Source organism: Komagataeibacter rhaeticus, assembly GCF_011611525.1.
In the GTDB taxonomy this organism is placed as follows: Bacteria; Pseudomonadota; Alphaproteobacteria; order Acetobacterales; family Acetobacteraceae; genus Komagataeibacter; species Komagataeibacter rhaeticus.
In genome coordinates, this window is record NZ_CP050139.1 from 1,958,974 (window position 1) to 1,973,582 (window position 14,609).

A 14,609-nucleotide genomic window follows, 5' to 3' on the forward strand; every position below is an offset into this window, starting at 1 on the left:
GACGGAAATGCAAAAAGTTCGGGTCTTTCACCGCTTCGCTCTTTCCCGGTCCGCCAGCAGACAGCGCGCGGTGGTCACGACATTGGCCACATCCAGCCCCTCCATCGGGGCATTGCCCACCGGGCCGGGCGCCATGACCACGCGCGCCCACGGGCCTGCGGGCGCGTATTCCGAAGCCTTGCTGCGCCCGAACAGCCCCACGGTGGGAATGCCCGTGGCGGCGGCCAGGTGCATGAGCCCGGAATCATTGCCAATGAACAGCGTGCACCGCGCCAGCAGGGCCGCCACCTGCGTGACGGAAAGCGCCCCCCCCGTATCCAGCGCATCGGGCAGTTGCGCCAGCACCGTCCGCGCGCGGGCACGCTCGGCCTCGCCGGGTCCGTACAGGATGACGGGACGCATGGCCGGGTCTGCTGCGCGCAGGGTGTTGAAAACCGTGACAAAACGGTCTGCCGGCCAGATCTTGCCATCCCAGTTGGCCGTGGGGCCAAGGGCAATCCAGCGTGACCCGTCATCGGGCAGCATGGCGGCGGCGCGGGCGCGTTCCCCTGCACTGGTCCACGTCACCGGCATGGGGGCGGGATCAAGGTCCAGCAGGTTGCCGATATGGGTGATGCGCCGCCCTTCCCTGCGGCCACCGCGCATGATGTGACGCCTGCCCACGCGCAGGAAGTAACTTACGATCGAACCGCGCAGGTCCACGCACAGGTCCCATCTGGTTCCCCGGCACTGCCGCCACAGGTCCACCCAGTGCATGTCACGCGGGCGCTTGACCATTTCTATGGTACGCACGCGGCGCGGCATGTGCGCGAACAGGCCGGCGGCCACCGGCCCGCAGGCAATGGTGAAATCGGCCTGCGGGTAGCGGTGCAGCAGCGTATCCAGCAGCCCTGTGGACAGGATGGCATCCCCCAGCCGGGTGGAAGTGATGAACAGGATGTGCATGCACGGGTGCTAGTCAGATTTTGCCTGCGTGCCAACCTCTCTTTGCCCTTGCCTGCGGGCGCGGGCATGGCCAGATTGCGCATATGGCCAGAATTGCTCATCTTCCTGATCGCGCCGTGCTCGCTGTTTCGGGGGCGGACCGTGTCTCCTTCCTGCAGGGGCTGGTGTCGAATGACATGACCACCGTTGCCCCCGGCCACGCCGTATGGACCGCCTTCCTGTCGGCCCAGGGCAAGTGGCTGGCCGATTTCTTCGTCCTTGCCGACCCCGAAGGCGTGCGCCTGCTGGTGGACTGCGACCGCGCGCAGGCCGACATGCTGCGCCAGCGCCTGTCGCGCTACCGCCTACGCGCGCAGGTCGAGATTGGCGAGACCGGCTACGCCGTGCATGCCGCATGGGGCAGTGGCTTCACGCCACCCGCAGGCTACCCTGCCGCCCCCGACCCGCGCCTGCCGGATGCGGGATGGCGGGTCCTGCTAGGCCACCCTGCCCCCGATGCATCGGCCGATGACGTGGATTATGACCGCCACCGCCTGGCCCTGGGCCTGCCGGACGGCGCGCGTGACTGCGAAAGTGACAGGACCCTGCTGCTGGAAGCCAATTTCGACCAGCTGAACGGCATATCGTGGACCAAGGGCTGCTACATGGGTCAGGAACTGACCGCGCGCACCCGCTATCGTGGGCTGGTGCGCCGTCACCTGCTGCCCGTCATGGCCGGACGGGAACTGCCCACGCCGGGCACGCCGGTCATGTCGGGCGATACGGCAGTGGGCGAGATGCGGTCCTCACGCGATAGCGCCGGCATGGCGATGATCCGTAACGAGCATATCCATGATACGGATCTGGTGGCGGGAGGGCACGCGCTGCACGTAAGGGTGCCGCAATGGTTCACCCTGCCGGATAAGAAATGATTTCCGGCACGGGACTTCACTGACGGCCGGCCCTTCGTCAACGCGGCAGGCAGGCGCCTGCCCATGGGCCAGCCCGGTTTTTATGCAAGGTCAAGACAGATGCCCTATACACCGCCCGACCCGGCCGTCCGCGCCAGCATGCTGGACAGGGTCCGCTTCAACGCCGATGGCCTGATCACCGCCATCGCCCAGCAGCATGACACCGGAGAGGTGCTGATGCTGGCATGGATGAACGCCGAGGCATTGGACGAAACCCTGCGCACGGGCCGCGTGTGCTACTATTCCCGCAGCCGCAACGGCCTGTGGCGCAAGGGCGAGACATCGGGGCAGGTGCAGACCCTGGTCGACGCGCGGCTGGACTGCGACCGTGATGCTGTGCTGCTGCTGGTGGACCAGAAGGGCGTGGCCTGCCACACCGGCCGGCGCAGCTGCTTCTACAATGCCCTGCGCCCCGAAGGAATCGTGGAAATCACGCAACCCCTGGTTTCAGCGGAGGCCCTTTATGGCAAAGCCTGACAAACCCGCTCCCGGTAGCCGGGAAGAACGCGATGAGCAGATCGGCAAGCTGGTCTGGATCGGGATTACCGTGCTGGGCACCGTCATCATGGGCATTTTCATGCTGCGCACGGAACTCCATGCCCTGATATCGGAAAACGAGCCGCTGCCGCCGGGCGCATCCGCACCCGCCACACCAGGCGATGACCAGAGCACGCCCGTTTCCCCCGCCGTGCGGGCTACACCGAACGGGCGCGCACAGTAACCACCCCCAGCAGGTCCATGATTTCGTCCGCCGCCGCGCCGGCAGGGTCCCCCCCCGGCCCGCGCAGGATCGTGCGGATATGGCCGAACCCGGCGCGCTGCAGGGCACGGCTGGCCGGGTCGCGCAGCAGGCGTTCCACGGTGGCCGCCAGCAGTTCGGGCGTGCAGCGCTCCTGCAGCAGTTCGGGCACCAGCCTGTGCCCGCACAGCAGGTTGACCATGGCCACATACGGCACCCGGATCAGCCGCCGCGCCATGGCGGCCGTAAGCGGGTTGACACGGTAGGTCACCGCCATGGGCACGCCCGCCATGGCCAGTTCCAGCGTGGACGTGCCCGATTTGGTCAGCGCCGCATCGGCTGCGGCAAAGGCATCGTGCTTGTCATCCACGTCCGTCACGATAATGGGCCGGACCGGCCATTTCGCCACACCCGCGTGCACGATACCGGCAATGACGGGCGAGACGGGCACCACCGGCACGATACCCGGTACGCGCCGCCGCAGGAGGGCCAGCATCCGGCCAAGGACCGGCAGCAGGCGGGGCGCTTCGGACCGGCGGCTACCGGGCATGAGCACCAGCACCGGCGCGTCCGCCGCAATGCCGTACCGTGCGCGGAAGGCTTCACCCGACCCCGCATCCGCACCGGACTGGAGCACGGGGTGACCGACAAAACGCGCCTCCAGCCCATGGCGGGCAAAGAATTCCGGCTCAAACGGCAGCAGGCATAGCATGCGCTCCCACAGGCCGGGAAATTCGCGCACCCTGTGCTCGCGCCATGCCCAGACCTGCGGGGCTACATAATGCAGGCGCGGGATGGACAGCGGCGCGATCCGCCGCAGCAGGCGCAGGGTAAAGCCCGGACTGTCGATGGTAATGACCAGATCGGGCCGGCGCGCCGTAACATCCGCCACCGCCTGGTCCAGCCTGCGCGACAGGTGGCGCAGGCGGGGCAGTACCTCCATCAGTCCCATGACCGCAAGATCACGCAGCGGGAAGAGCGAGTGCAGCCCCTGCCCCTGCATGCGCTCACCGCCAATACCGGCAAAGCGCACGCCCGGACAGCGCGCGCGCAGGGCCGCCATGAGGCGGCTGCCCAGCACATCGCCACTGGCCTCGCCCGCCATGATCCATATGGTCGGGCCGGAGGGGGACGCATCCGTTGCGGCGGGCGGAGGGGAAGATGAAGGTCCGGTCATGCCTGACCGGCTTATCGCGTCGGCCCCGGCAGCGCAAATACATGAAAAATTTCTGGTGGCGCTTTTTTCAGAACGCTTCAGGAACGTCGCCTTCTTGCAAAAAAGGCGGCATCCGGAAACCTTTACCGTTTCCTATCTGAGCAGGCCGCGTATGGCGGCACGGATGTCATCGGGCAGCGGCACATAATGCAGGGCAAGTGCCGCCTCGCCCCCATTTTGCATGCTCCAGTCAAAGAAGGCCCGCACGGCACGGCCCCGGGGCGTATCGGCCTTATCCTGCGGCAGCAGCGCGTAGGTCGCGGCCATGATCGGCCATGCGCCCACACCATCGCCATCCAGCACGTCCCCCGCATGGGTTGCGTCCTGTGCCCAGTGCGCGGTGGCCACGGCGTGGCGGAAGCTTTCCGGATCGGCCGCGACCATATCCCCATGCCGGTTGCGCAGTTCGACAATCGGCATGTGGTTGCCGGCGGCATAGGCATATTCCACATAGCCTATGCTGCCCTCGGTATTGCGCACGGCGGCGGCAATCCCGTCATTGCCACGCGCGCCCTCACCCACCGGCCATTCGATGGAAGTGCCGCTCCCCTGCTCCTTCGCCCAGCGGGGCGAGACACGGGCAAGGTAGGAGGTGAACACGAACGTGGTGCCCGATCCATCCGCCCGGCGTACGGGGGCCACCGGAATGGCGGGCAGGGCCATGCCGGGATTTTCGGCCACGATGGCAGGGTCGTTCCACATCGTGATGTCACCGGCATAGAGCCGCGCCAGCAATTCGCCGGTCAGATGCAGATGGCCCGCATCCACACCGGGCAGGTTCACCACCGCGACAATCGCCCCCAGCACGGTGGGAAACTGGATCAGCCCGTTCTGCGCCAGCTGGGCCGCACTCATCGGGGCATCGGACGCGCCAAAATCGACCGTGCGGGCCTTGACCTGGTTCTGCCCGGCGCCAGAGCCAATGGTCTGGTAATTCAGGCGGATGTCGGTCGCGCGCGCGACAGCAGCCCCCCACGCCCCATAGATCGGCGCGCCAAAGCTGGACCCCGCCCCCGTGATTTCCGTGGCATGGGCCCGCGCGCCCAGCAGCCCCAGCAAGACCGCAAGCCCCGCCCCCAAACCATGGCGCACCTGCCGCGAAGATGGCGCACGCATGGCGGGTTCAGCCCCGCAGGACCGCATTGCAGCTTTTCTGCGCGGCGGCCAGCACCCGTTCACAAACGGCTTCGATTTCCGCATCGGTCAGGGTCCCGTCCATCGGCTGAAGGGTTATCTCCACACCCAGCGACCTGTGCCCCGCCGGGATCTTGTCACCTTCATAAACGTCAAACAGGTTTGCCGCGACAATCAGGTTGCGTTCCGCCCCCCTGACGGCCCGCAGCAGTTTTTCCGCCGGAACGTCCGCCGCCACCACAAAGGCGAAATCACGCCGGAGCGGCTGGAAGGCGGACAGTGCCGGGGGGGCTTTGCGCTTGCGCTTGGGCTCGGGCACCGCATCGGGATACAGCATGAACGCGCAGACCGGCACGTCAATGCCGCGCGTGGCCAGCAGGGCCGGATGCAGCTGGCCAAAATGCCCCAGCACCAGCTTCGGCCCCTGCCGGATCACGCCGGAACGGCCCGGATGGTAGAAGGCGGGCGCATCGGGGGTCATGCTTAACCCCTCCATGGCCGCACCTGCGGCGGCAAGGGCCGACAGCGCATCGGCCTTGACCTGCCACAGGTCCACCGGCCGTGCCGCCTGGCCCGGAAGGCGCGGCGAATGGCCACTGCGGATGCCCGCGGCCACCAGCACCTGACCCTCCGGGCCAAAGGCCGGCCCGACCTCGAACAGGCCCAGATCGGGATAACCGCGCGCGACATTGCCCCGCACCGCCGCCAGCAGGTTGACCAGCGGTGTCGGGCGCATCTGGTCCAGATCGGCCGCAATCGGGTTGAGCAGGTGCAGTTCCGGCGGGGTCTCGCCAAATTCGGCGGCCTGCTCCATGGCCACGAACGAGAAGCCCACCGTCTCCAGCAGGCCACCCGCCGCAAGCTGGCGGCGCAGGCTGGCAATCCGGCTCTGGCGCGGCGTGAAGGCGGGCAGTGGCACGGCATTGCCCACCGGCAGCGACACGGCGGGTACGCTGTCCAGCCCGCGCAGGCGCAGCACTTCCTCGATCAGGTCCACTTCCGGGTCAAGGGCCATGGCCCCTTCCGCCGCAGTCTGGGCGCGCGCGGGCGGCAGGTCGGCCTGCTGGTCCAGCAGCATGGGGGTTGCGATGTCATTGCGCCACGGCGGCACGTCCACCACCACATGGCGGGCATCACATTCACGCACCGTGAAGCCCAGCCCCTGCAGCAGATGCACGGCATGGTCGGGTTCTTCCACCAGGCCGCCAATCGTCTCCAGACGGGCAAAGTCCAGATGCGCCTGGCGCTGCCACGCAGGCTCGGCCCCGGCCGAGACCACGCTGCCCGCCTCACCGCCGCACAGGTCAAGGATCATACGCGTCACGGCCTCAAGTGCCGCGGGCGGCAGGGCCTGATCCACCCCGCGCTCGAAGCGCTGGCGGGCATCGGAATGCAGGTTGTGCCGTCGCCCCGCCAGCGCAATCGCCACCGGGTCGAACAGCGCGCATTCCACGAATACGGTGGTTGTCGTATCGCTCACACCGCTTCCGGCCCCGCCCATGATCCCGGCCAGCGACTGCACACCGCGCCCGTCGGCAATCACGCAGTCATCGGGGGTCATGACATGCTCGCTGCCATCCAGCGCCGTGAAGGTCTCGCCCGCGCCACGGCAGATGGTCAGTTCTCCACCCATGATCCTGTCCGCATCGAACACATGCAGCGGACGCCCCAGGTCGAAGGTGAAGAAATTGGTGATATCCACCAGTGCCGAGACCGGGCGCAGGCCGATGGATTCCAGCCGGCGCTTCAGCCAGTCCGGGCTGGGACCGTTCCGGACACCCCTTATGGCGCGCCCCAGCACCCATGGGCAGGCTTCGGGGTAGGTAATACGCCATGTGATGGGCGTCTCGAACCGGCTTTCCACCGTCCCGGGCCGCCAGGGCCGGAGCGTGCCCAGTCCCGCCGCCGCAAGGTCACGCGCAATGCCGCGCACGGCCAGCGCATCGCCCCGGTTGGGGGTGATGGCAATGTCGATGACCGGATCATCCAGCCCGGCGAACAGCGGGTAGGACTGCCCCGTCGCGGTGCCTTCGGGCAGTTCGGCTATGCCGCTGTCTTCCTCGCCAATGCCCAGTTCACGCAGCGAGCACAGCATGCCGCCGCTGGTCTCGCCCCGCAGCTTGCCCGCCTTGATGGTGATGCCGCTGGCCGGGATGAAGGTGCCGGGCGGGGCAAAGATCACATGCAGCCCGGTGCGCGCATTGGGCGCACCGCACACGACCTGCACACGCTCGAACCCCTCCCCCGCATCAACCTGGCAGACGCGCAGCCGGTCGGCATTGGGGTGCTGGGCGGCTTCGATGATGCGTGCGGTGCGGAAGGCGGCAAGTGCTGCCGCCGGGTTTTCCACCCCTTCCACCTCAAGCCCGATGGTGTTCAGGGTAGCGGTAATCTCGTCCAGCGTTGCCGTGGTCTCAAGATGTTCGCGCAGCCAGGACAGGGAGAACTTCATCGATCACAGACCTTCGTGCAGCAGGGCGGGAGACAGGGGGCTGGTGCCGTAATGGCGCAGCCAGCGGACATCGCTTTCATAGAACGAGCGCAGGTCGGGAATGCCGTGGCGCAGCATGGTCAGCCGCTCGATGCCCATGCCGAAGGCAAAGCCCTGCCACTGCCGGGCATCCAGCCCGCAATTGGCCAGCACGCGGGGGTGGACCATGCCCGCCCCCAGCACTTCCAGCCAGTCACCGCCGGTGCCGATCTGCCCCGTTTTGCGTGACCAGCCGATATCGATTTCCATCGAGGGTTCGGTAAACGGGAAATACGACGCCCGGAACCGCACCGGCAGGTCCGGCATCTGGAAGAACGCGCGCAGGAAGTCCGACAGGCAGCCCTTGAGATGGCCCAGCGTGATGCCACGATCAATCACCAGCCCCTCGCACTGATGGAACATGGGGGAATGGGTGGCATCATGGTCCGCGCGGTAGGTGCGGCCGGGGGCGATGATGCGGATGGGGGGTTCATGGCCCAGCATGGTGCGGATCTGCACGCCCGATGTCTGGGTACGCAGCACGCGCTCGGGCTGGCCCTCGGCCACGGCTGGCAGGTAGAAGGTATCCTGGTCCGTGCGGGCGGGATGGTGGGCGGGCGTGTTCAGCGCCGAGAAGTTGTGCCAGTCGCTCTCGATATCCGGGCCTTCGGCTATGGTGAAGCCCATGGAACCGAAAATGGCGGCCATTTCCTCGATCGTGCGGGTAATGGGATGCAGCAGCCCCTCGGGGGCCGGGGCGCAGGGCAGTGTCACGTCCACCCGCTCGGCCGCCAGGCGGGCGTTCAGGGCGGCGGCTTCCAGTTCCTGCCCGCGCGCATCGATCATACGGGAAAGTTCATCACGCAGCCGGTTGAGCGCGGCGCCACGCGTGCGCCGCTCATCCGGTGTCATGCGGCCAAGCTGCTTGAGAAGTGCGGTCAGCGTGCCCGATTTGCCCAGCGTGGCCACGCGCACCGCGTCCCACGCGCGCTGGTCGGTCGCGGCAGCGAGTGCCTGAACTGTCTGTTCCCTCAGGGTTTCGAGATCGTCACTCATAGCACCTCGCACAGGCTCACGTCGGGCGGGCTGGCAAAGGGGTATCTACCGGCGGGCCAGACCCGGCGCATGGAATTGTGCCCGTGGCCGCTGGCGGATACGGCACGGGCCTTGCATAAAAAACAAAACGGGCCGCCCGATGGGACGACCCGTTTCGTGGACCTGTCGCCACGCGGGCGTGGGACAGGGATCAGGCCAGGGCGGCCTGGGCCTTCTTCACGATTTCAGCGAAGGTCGCCGCATCGTCATAGGCAATGGCGGCAAGGACCTTGCGGTCGATCTCGATGCCAGCCTTGTCCAGACCGTTGATGAAACGGCTGTAGGTCAGGCCATGCTCACGCACTGCCGCGTTGATGCGCTGGATCCACAGGGCGCGGAATTCGCGCTTCTTGTTCCGGCGGTCACGGTACGCATACTGAAGCGACTTTTCCAGACGTTCCAGCGCAATACGGTAATTGGTGGAGGAACGGCCCCGGAACCCCTTGGAGAGTTCGAGAACCTTCTTGTGGCGGGCGTGGGTGGTTACGCCGCGTTTCACACGTGCCATGTCTCAGGTGCTCCTTATGCCAGACCGTAGGGGGCCCACTGCTTTACAGTGCGGCCGTCCATTTCCGTCAGCACCTGCGAACCACGGTTCGTGCGCTTCATCTTCTGCGAGCGGTTGATCAGCCCGTGGCGCTTGTTGCCCGGACCCGCCAGCACCTTGCCGGTGGCGGTGATCTTGAACCGCTTCTTGACCGATGACTTGGTCTTCATCTTGGGCATTTGCTTCTCCTGTCTGTCTGGTGCGTGTGTCCCCCGCCCCCCTTGCGGGTAAAGCCGGGACACTCCATTGCGGCCGGGCATGCCCTACAGGCCCGGACGCGCGAACAGGCAGGCTATAGACAACCCTGCGGGCGCGATCAACCCCCAAGGTACACATCCGCGTCCTTTCCCCTGCCCCCGAGGTGCTGTAGGGGAAAGGGAATAATCAGAATGGAGGAAAAGACCATGACCCAACGCGTGGCCTACATAACCGGTGGCAGCCGGGGCATTGGCGCCGCGATTGCCAAGACACTGGCAAAAGACGGTTTTGACATTGCCATTTCCTATGCCCGCAATGAAAAGGCGGCCGAACAGACGCTGGAGGCGGTCCGCGCGCTGGGCCGCCGGGGCCTGGCCATCCGCTGCGATGGCGAAGGCAGCGGCAACCGCGCCGCCATCCGGCGCGTGGTAAGCGAAATGGGCCGGATTGACGCGCTGGTGTGCAATGCCGGCGTCTACCCCCATGGCGACGTGACCGAGATGACCGATGCGCAGGTCGATGCGGTGCTGGGGCTGAACGTGCGCGCCGTGATGATCGAGACCATCGAGGCCGCGCGCCACATGACGCAGGGCGGGCGGATCATCCTGATCGGGTCCACCTTTGCCGACCGCTCGCCCTTCCCCGGCATTTCGCTCTATTCCGCTTCCAAATCGGCGTTGAACGGCTTCGCGCGCGGGGCGGCGCGCGATCTTGGCCCGCGCGGCATCACCATCAACGTGGTCCAGCCCGGCCCGATCGATACCGACATGAACCCCGCCACCGGCCCCGGTGCCGACCTGCTGCGCAGCTTCATGTGCCACAAGGAATATGGACAGGTTGGCGACATTGCATCCGTGGTGTCATTCCTGGCCAGCCCGCAGGCCAGCTTCATCACCGGCTCGGCACTGACCACCGACGGGGGGCTTGCCGCCTGACATCACCACGGGCGGGCGGCCTGCCGCCCGCCCGTGTCTCAACACCCGATGACATTGCTGATTGCGGGGACATGGGCCGCATCGGGAAGGCGTCAGGTCCGGTCCCCGCCCGAACATGAATGCCGCCCCCGTCCCCTTGCCGGATGTTCCATGCACATTGCCCGGACGGGTCCCATGTCCATGCGCCGGCGCTGAACCCCCGCGCCATAGCCGGCAGGGCGGGCATTCCCTGCCCGTTTTTTCAGGCTGCTGGCTGACAGGCCAGGAAGCCCTCGATCTCCTGCCATGACACGGGTGCGTAATGCCAGCAGTCCACCCCCACATCGCATGACGTGGACGTCGCGGGCCGGCTGCCATGGACATGACCGTACAGATGGACCGCGCCCCGGAAAAAACCGTTCCACTCGGCAATGGGATAATGGAACAGGACCACGCGCCTGCCCGCCAGCTTCAGTTCCCGGTAGGGCTGCACACTGGCCCAGCCCAGCCAGTCCCGCACCCCGTCTCCATCATGATTGCCCGTGACCAGATGCTTGCGCCCACTGAGGCGCGCGCCATACCGCGCCACATCCCGCCAGCAGAAATCCCCCAGGCACCACACGTCATCATCAGGCTGGATGCGAGCATTCCAGTTGGCAGCCAGCACGGCATCCATTTCCGCCACCCCGGCAAAGGGCCGGTGGCAATGCCGGATTATACTCTCGTGACCGAAATGCAGGTCGGCCGTAAACCATGTTGTCATGACCCGGAAACCGGCATGAAACCATAACCTTCCGAATATTGATGCACCATCTTGAACGAAAACCGCAGGGACAGCAAACTGGTTATGACAACAGATCGATTATTGCTAAATAATACAATGATATTTTATATTATCATGGAAAATTTTAAAATATATATTACAATAATATGGTAGAATATTATTGTATTCATTACTACTATAATAAAAAATAACCAGACACGGACTTTTATAGAAGATGATCATAGGATGAATCACCCGCCATTTCCCGCCCGGCCAGAGAATTACATGGAAACAGACCGATAATTTAGGATCTTTATATGATCCCGGCTGGTGATGCCGGAAATCATGACCATGACTTCACACAGAGACCGACAAATATTGATTTGCCTGTGCCTGCTGACCAGATATTTTTAGGGAAGGTCTCTATGGCTGGGGGACCTGGATTCGAACCAGGGCTGACCGGGTCAGAGCCGGTAGTTCTACCGCTAAACTATCCCCCAGCAAGGAGAAAGCGGCGCGGTGCGCTGCGGTGAACAGGCATATAGCCGCCTGCCCCAAGGGGCGCAACCCCCACAATGGCTTTTTTGCAAACTTTCTCTTTTGGCTTGCGTTTTATGCAGAACACTCAACACAATAGGTAATACCTTGGCCGTTAACGGGTATTGGATGAACAATGGTCCAGCACAGGCTCCGTGCCGCAACACACCCGCAGGCAACGCCCCTACCGCCTGCGTCTGCCACGAACCGCCGCATGGCGCGCGCGCCACTTTATGCCGCCATTGATCTGGGCACCCATAACTGCCGCCTGCTGGTGGCCCGCGCGGGGGAGCGCGGGCTGCGCGTGATCGACAGCTTCAGCCGCGCCGTGCGCCTGGGCGAAGGGCTGCACCATTCCGGCCAGCTGGCCGAGGCCGCCATGGAACGCACCATCACCGCCCTGCGCGCCTGTGTCGCGCGCATGGGGCTGTACGAACTGCACAGCCATCGCGCGATCGCGACCGAAGCCTGCCGCAGGGCAGCCAACGGCATGGACTTCATTGCCCGCGTCATGCATGAGACAGGGCTGGACATATCCGTCATTTCCGCGCGGGAGGAAGCCGAACTGGCGCTTGCGGCCTGCACCTCCCTGCTGCACGACCGTGGCAGCGCCACCGGGCGCGGCCTGCTGTTCGACATTGGCGGTGGCTCGACCGAAATTGCCTGGGCACGAATCGACCGCGATGCCCGCCGCCACGACCTGTCGGGCTATGTCAGCCTGCCGATGGGCATCATGACGCTGGCCGAACGCCACGGGAATGACATCTTTACCGATGCCGGCTACCGCGGGATCGTGGACGGGATTGTCAGCATCCTGCGCGGCTTTGATGACATACACTGCATTACCCGCGAAATCGCGCGCGGCAACGTCATGCTGCTGGGCACCAGCGGCACGGTCACCACGCTGGCCAGCCTGGCGCAGGGACAGGGGCGCTATGAACGCGCGGGCATTGATGGCAGCCGCCTGTCCGTACCGCAGGCGCTGGCCATGATCGACAGCCTGCGTGGCGCGGGCATGGCAGGACTGGTACGCAACCCGGTCATCGGCCCGGACCGCGCGCGCTACCTGCTGCCCGGCTGCGCGATATTCGAGGCAATCGTCACCACATGGCCCATGATGAATGTGACGGTGGCGGACAGGGGATTGCGTGATGGCCTGCTTTTACGCATGATCGGCGACCGCGGGCGGCACGGTGGCCCGGCCCCGACGCCCCTTTCCTTTCCCCTGCATCGCCATATGGAGCACCGGGTCAGCCCCTGACCGCGTCCAGTCATGAAACAGCGTTCCCCCACCCGCATACCGGGCAAGGCCCGTACCAGCAGTCTGACCCCCGGCACGGGCGACAGCAGCACCGACGGACAGGCCGCCCGGACCAACCGGACCAAGACCGTAACCGTAAAGAAGGCGCGCGGGCGCACCACCGCCCAGCACCGCTGGCTGCAGCGCCAGCTTAATGACCCTTACGTGCAGGCGGCCCAGAAACAGGGCTGGCGTTCCCGCGCGGCCTTCAAGCTGATCGAACTGGACGACCGCTTTCACCTGATCCGGCCCGGTACGCGCGTGGTTGACCTGGGGGCCGCCCCCGGCGGGTGGACACAGGTCGCGGTCAAGCGCGGGGCCGCGGAAGTGGTGGGGGTCGACCTGCTGCCGGTCGACCCGGTGCCGGGTGCGACGGTGATAGAAGGCGACTTCAATGACCCCGACATGCCCGACCGCCTGACCGGCCTGCTGGGCGGCCGGGCAGATCTGGTCATGTCGGACATGGCACCCAACACGACCGGCCACGCACCAACCGACCACCTGCGCATTATCGGGCTGGCGGAACTGGCATTGCATTTCGCCACCCGTATCCTGGCCCCCGATGGCGCGTTCGTGGCGAAGGTGTTCCAGGGCGGATCGGAAAAACAGATGCTGGCGGATCTCAAGCGCCTGTTCACGCAGGTCCGCCACGCCAAGCCACCGGCCAGCCGCAAGGAATCAAGCGAACTGTACGTGGTGGCGACCGGCTTCCGTGGGCTGGATACAGCGGAAGGCTGATCCAGGCCGCACGGTCAGCGCGGCCTGTAATGGTCACGCAATGTGGTGTTCGTTCCACAGCCACGCCGCCCCGCGCACGCCCGAACTGTCACCGTGGCGGTTGCGCACGATGGGCGTGCTGCAGTTGGGGGTGATCACGTAACGACGCATGAGACGGGGCACCCGTTCGTAAATCGAGTCCAGGTTGGACACGCCACCGCCCAGCACGATCACATCGGGGTCCATGAAGTTGATGGCCATGGCGCAGGCACGGGCCATGCGGTCCATGTAACGGTCCAGCGCGCCGATCGCGGTCAGGTCACCGTTCGCAGCTTCCTGTTCGATATGGGCGGCACTGCGGTGGCCCGGCCCCTTCCAGTCCTGCGCCAGAGCTGACCCGCTGAGGAACCGCTCCATGCAGCCCTCATTGCCACAAAAGCATTTGGGCATGGGGAATTCCTCGATCCGCGGCCATGGCAGCGGGACATGCCCCCACTCACCGGCAATGTGGTTATGGCCGATCAGCAGTTTCCTATCGATGACAATGCCAGCCCCCATGCCCGTGCCGATGATCACGCCAAACACGCTGTGATGCGCGGCACCTGCCCCGTCAATCGCCTCGGACAGGGCAAAGCAGTTGGCATCGTTCTCGATGCGCACTTCCCGGCCCAGGGCTGCCGTCATGTCCTTGATCAGCGGCTGGTTGTTGAGCCATGTGGCATTGGCGTTCTTGATCACGCCCGTATCGGGACTGATCGAACCGGGAATGCCGATTCCCACCGTACCTGTTCCACCCAGTTCCCTGTCCACCCCATGAATCAGCTCACACATGGCCTGGATTGCGGCCGGATAGTTGCCGGGATTGGTAATCCGCCGACGCACGCGCTCTGCCCCGTCCCTGGCAAGAGCGGCTATTTCGATCTTGGTGCCACCAAAATCAATTCCGATACGATAGGAGCCCATGCAGAGTCTTTCTTTCATCATGTTTTATCAACGGCACGTTTTCTTTTATGGTCGTACCCGTATGGAACATCAAACCCTACTATGCACGGGCATGGTTGCCCCCATCACGGAGACATGGCTC

Annotated in this window: 15 protein-coding genes and 1 tRNA gene; 6 read left to right on the plus strand and 10 right to left on the minus strand. The window is 65.3% G+C overall.

Annotated features, from left to right (window positions below; all coding sequences use genetic code 11):
- Positions 1 to 27: 27 nt before the first annotated feature.
- Positions 28 to 945, minus strand: a complete 918-nt coding sequence (locus tag GWK63_RS08890) for a glycosyltransferase family 9 protein (RefSeq protein WP_007400455.1) — start codon at positions 943 to 945, stop codon at positions 28 to 30.
- Between the two features lie 83 nt (positions 946 to 1,028).
- Here GWK63_RS08890 and ygfZ point away from each other — a divergent pair, with 83 nt between their 5' ends.
- The 3 genes from ygfZ to GWK63_RS08905 all read left to right on the plus strand — a co-directional run bounded on the left by ygfZ (position 1,029) and on the right by GWK63_RS08905 (position 2,616).
- Positions 1,029 to 1,856, plus strand: a complete 828-nt coding sequence (ygfZ, locus tag GWK63_RS08895; RefSeq protein WP_007400454.1) for a CAF17-like 4Fe-4S cluster assembly/insertion protein YgfZ — start codon at positions 1,029 to 1,031, stop codon at positions 1,854 to 1,856.
- Positions 1,857 to 1,955: 99 nt separating this feature from the next.
- Entirely contained in the window at positions 1,956 to 2,372 is a 417-nt protein-coding gene (gene hisI, locus GWK63_RS08900; protein ID WP_007400453.1) for a phosphoribosyl-AMP cyclohydrolase, read from the plus strand.
- Complete coding sequence (locus GWK63_RS08905) at positions 2,359 to 2,616, plus strand: hypothetical protein (protein WP_050800814.1); 258 nt, start codon at positions 2,359 to 2,361, stop codon at positions 2,614 to 2,616. Before hisI ends, GWK63_RS08905 begins: the two co-directional genes overlap by 14 nt.
- On the opposite strand, the gene lpxB is transcribed toward GWK63_RS08905, so the two are convergent.
- The 6 genes from lpxB to rpmI form a co-directional block, all read right to left on the minus strand.
- Complete coding sequence (lpxB, locus tag GWK63_RS08910) at positions 2,591 to 3,811, minus strand: lipid-A-disaccharide synthase (RefSeq protein WP_099963205.1); 1,221 nt, start codon at positions 3,809 to 3,811, stop codon at positions 2,591 to 2,593. The two genes, GWK63_RS08905 and lpxB, sit on opposite strands and share 26 nt — an antisense overlap.
- A gap of 132 nt (positions 3,812 to 3,943) precedes the next feature.
- A complete protein-coding gene (gene pstS / locus GWK63_RS08915) occupies positions 3,944 to 4,966 on the minus strand; it encodes a phosphate ABC transporter substrate-binding protein PstS (protein WP_085949002.1) in 1,023 nt (340 codons plus the stop codon).
- A gap of 7 nt (positions 4,967 to 4,973) precedes the next feature.
- Positions 4,974 to 7,436, minus strand: a complete 2,463-nt coding sequence (pheT, locus tag GWK63_RS08920) for a phenylalanine--tRNA ligase subunit beta (RefSeq protein ID WP_007400450.1) — start codon at positions 7,434 to 7,436, stop codon at positions 4,974 to 4,976.
- A gap of 3 nt (positions 7,437 to 7,439) precedes the next feature.
- A complete protein-coding gene (gene pheS, locus GWK63_RS08925) occupies positions 7,440 to 8,510 on the minus strand; it encodes a phenylalanine--tRNA ligase subunit alpha (protein WP_007400449.1) in 1,071 nt (356 codons plus the stop codon).
- Between the two features lie 190 nt (positions 8,511 to 8,700).
- On the minus strand, positions 8,701 to 9,057 hold the full coding sequence (rplT, locus tag GWK63_RS08930; protein ID WP_010513542.1) for a 50S ribosomal protein L20: 357 nt from the start codon (positions 9,055 to 9,057) through the stop codon (positions 8,701 to 8,703).
- A 14-nt stretch (positions 9,058 to 9,071) separates the two neighbouring features.
- Positions 9,072 to 9,275, minus strand: coding sequence for a 50S ribosomal protein L35 (gene rpmI, locus GWK63_RS08935; protein WP_007400447.1), 204 nt, complete (start codon positions 9,273 to 9,275; stop codon positions 9,072 to 9,074).
- Positions 9,276 to 9,500: 225 nt separating this feature from the next.
- On the opposite strand from rpmI, the gene GWK63_RS08940 reads away from it, so the two are divergent.
- Positions 9,501 to 10,229 (plus strand): SDR family NAD(P)-dependent oxidoreductase, encoded by a 729-nt coding sequence (locus GWK63_RS08940; protein WP_040000057.1) that lies wholly within the window; start codon positions 9,501 to 9,503, stop codon positions 10,227 to 10,229.
- Between the two features lie 241 nt (positions 10,230 to 10,470).
- Here GWK63_RS08940 and GWK63_RS08945 read toward each other — a convergent pair whose 3' ends face one another.
- Entirely contained in the window at positions 10,471 to 10,971 is a 501-nt protein-coding gene (locus GWK63_RS08945; protein WP_007400444.1) for a hypothetical protein, read from the minus strand.
- A gap of 426 nt (positions 10,972 to 11,397) precedes the next feature.
- Positions 11,398 to 11,471, minus strand: a tRNA-Gln gene (locus GWK63_RS08950).
- A gap of 173 nt (positions 11,472 to 11,644) precedes the next feature.
- On the opposite strand from GWK63_RS08950, the gene GWK63_RS08955 reads away from it, so the two are divergent.
- Both GWK63_RS08955 and GWK63_RS08960 read left to right on the plus strand, forming a co-directional pair.
- Positions 11,645 to 12,769 (plus strand): Ppx/GppA phosphatase family protein, encoded by a 1,125-nt coding sequence (locus tag GWK63_RS08955; RefSeq protein WP_007400442.1) that lies wholly within the window; start codon positions 11,645 to 11,647, stop codon positions 12,767 to 12,769.
- A gap of 12 nt (positions 12,770 to 12,781) precedes the next feature.
- The gene (locus GWK63_RS08960; RefSeq protein ID WP_007400441.1) at positions 12,782 to 13,546 is read left to right on the plus strand and encodes an RlmE family RNA methyltransferase; all 765 of its coding nucleotides are present in this window, start codon (positions 12,782 to 12,784) and stop codon (positions 13,544 to 13,546) included.
- A 33-nt stretch (positions 13,547 to 13,579) separates the two neighbouring features.
- On the opposite strand, the gene GWK63_RS08965 is transcribed toward GWK63_RS08960, so the two are convergent.
- Positions 13,580 to 14,488, minus strand: a complete 909-nt coding sequence (locus GWK63_RS08965; RefSeq protein ID WP_007400440.1) for an ROK family protein — start codon at positions 14,486 to 14,488, stop codon at positions 13,580 to 13,582.
- Positions 14,489 to 14,609 lie beyond the last annotated feature (121 nt).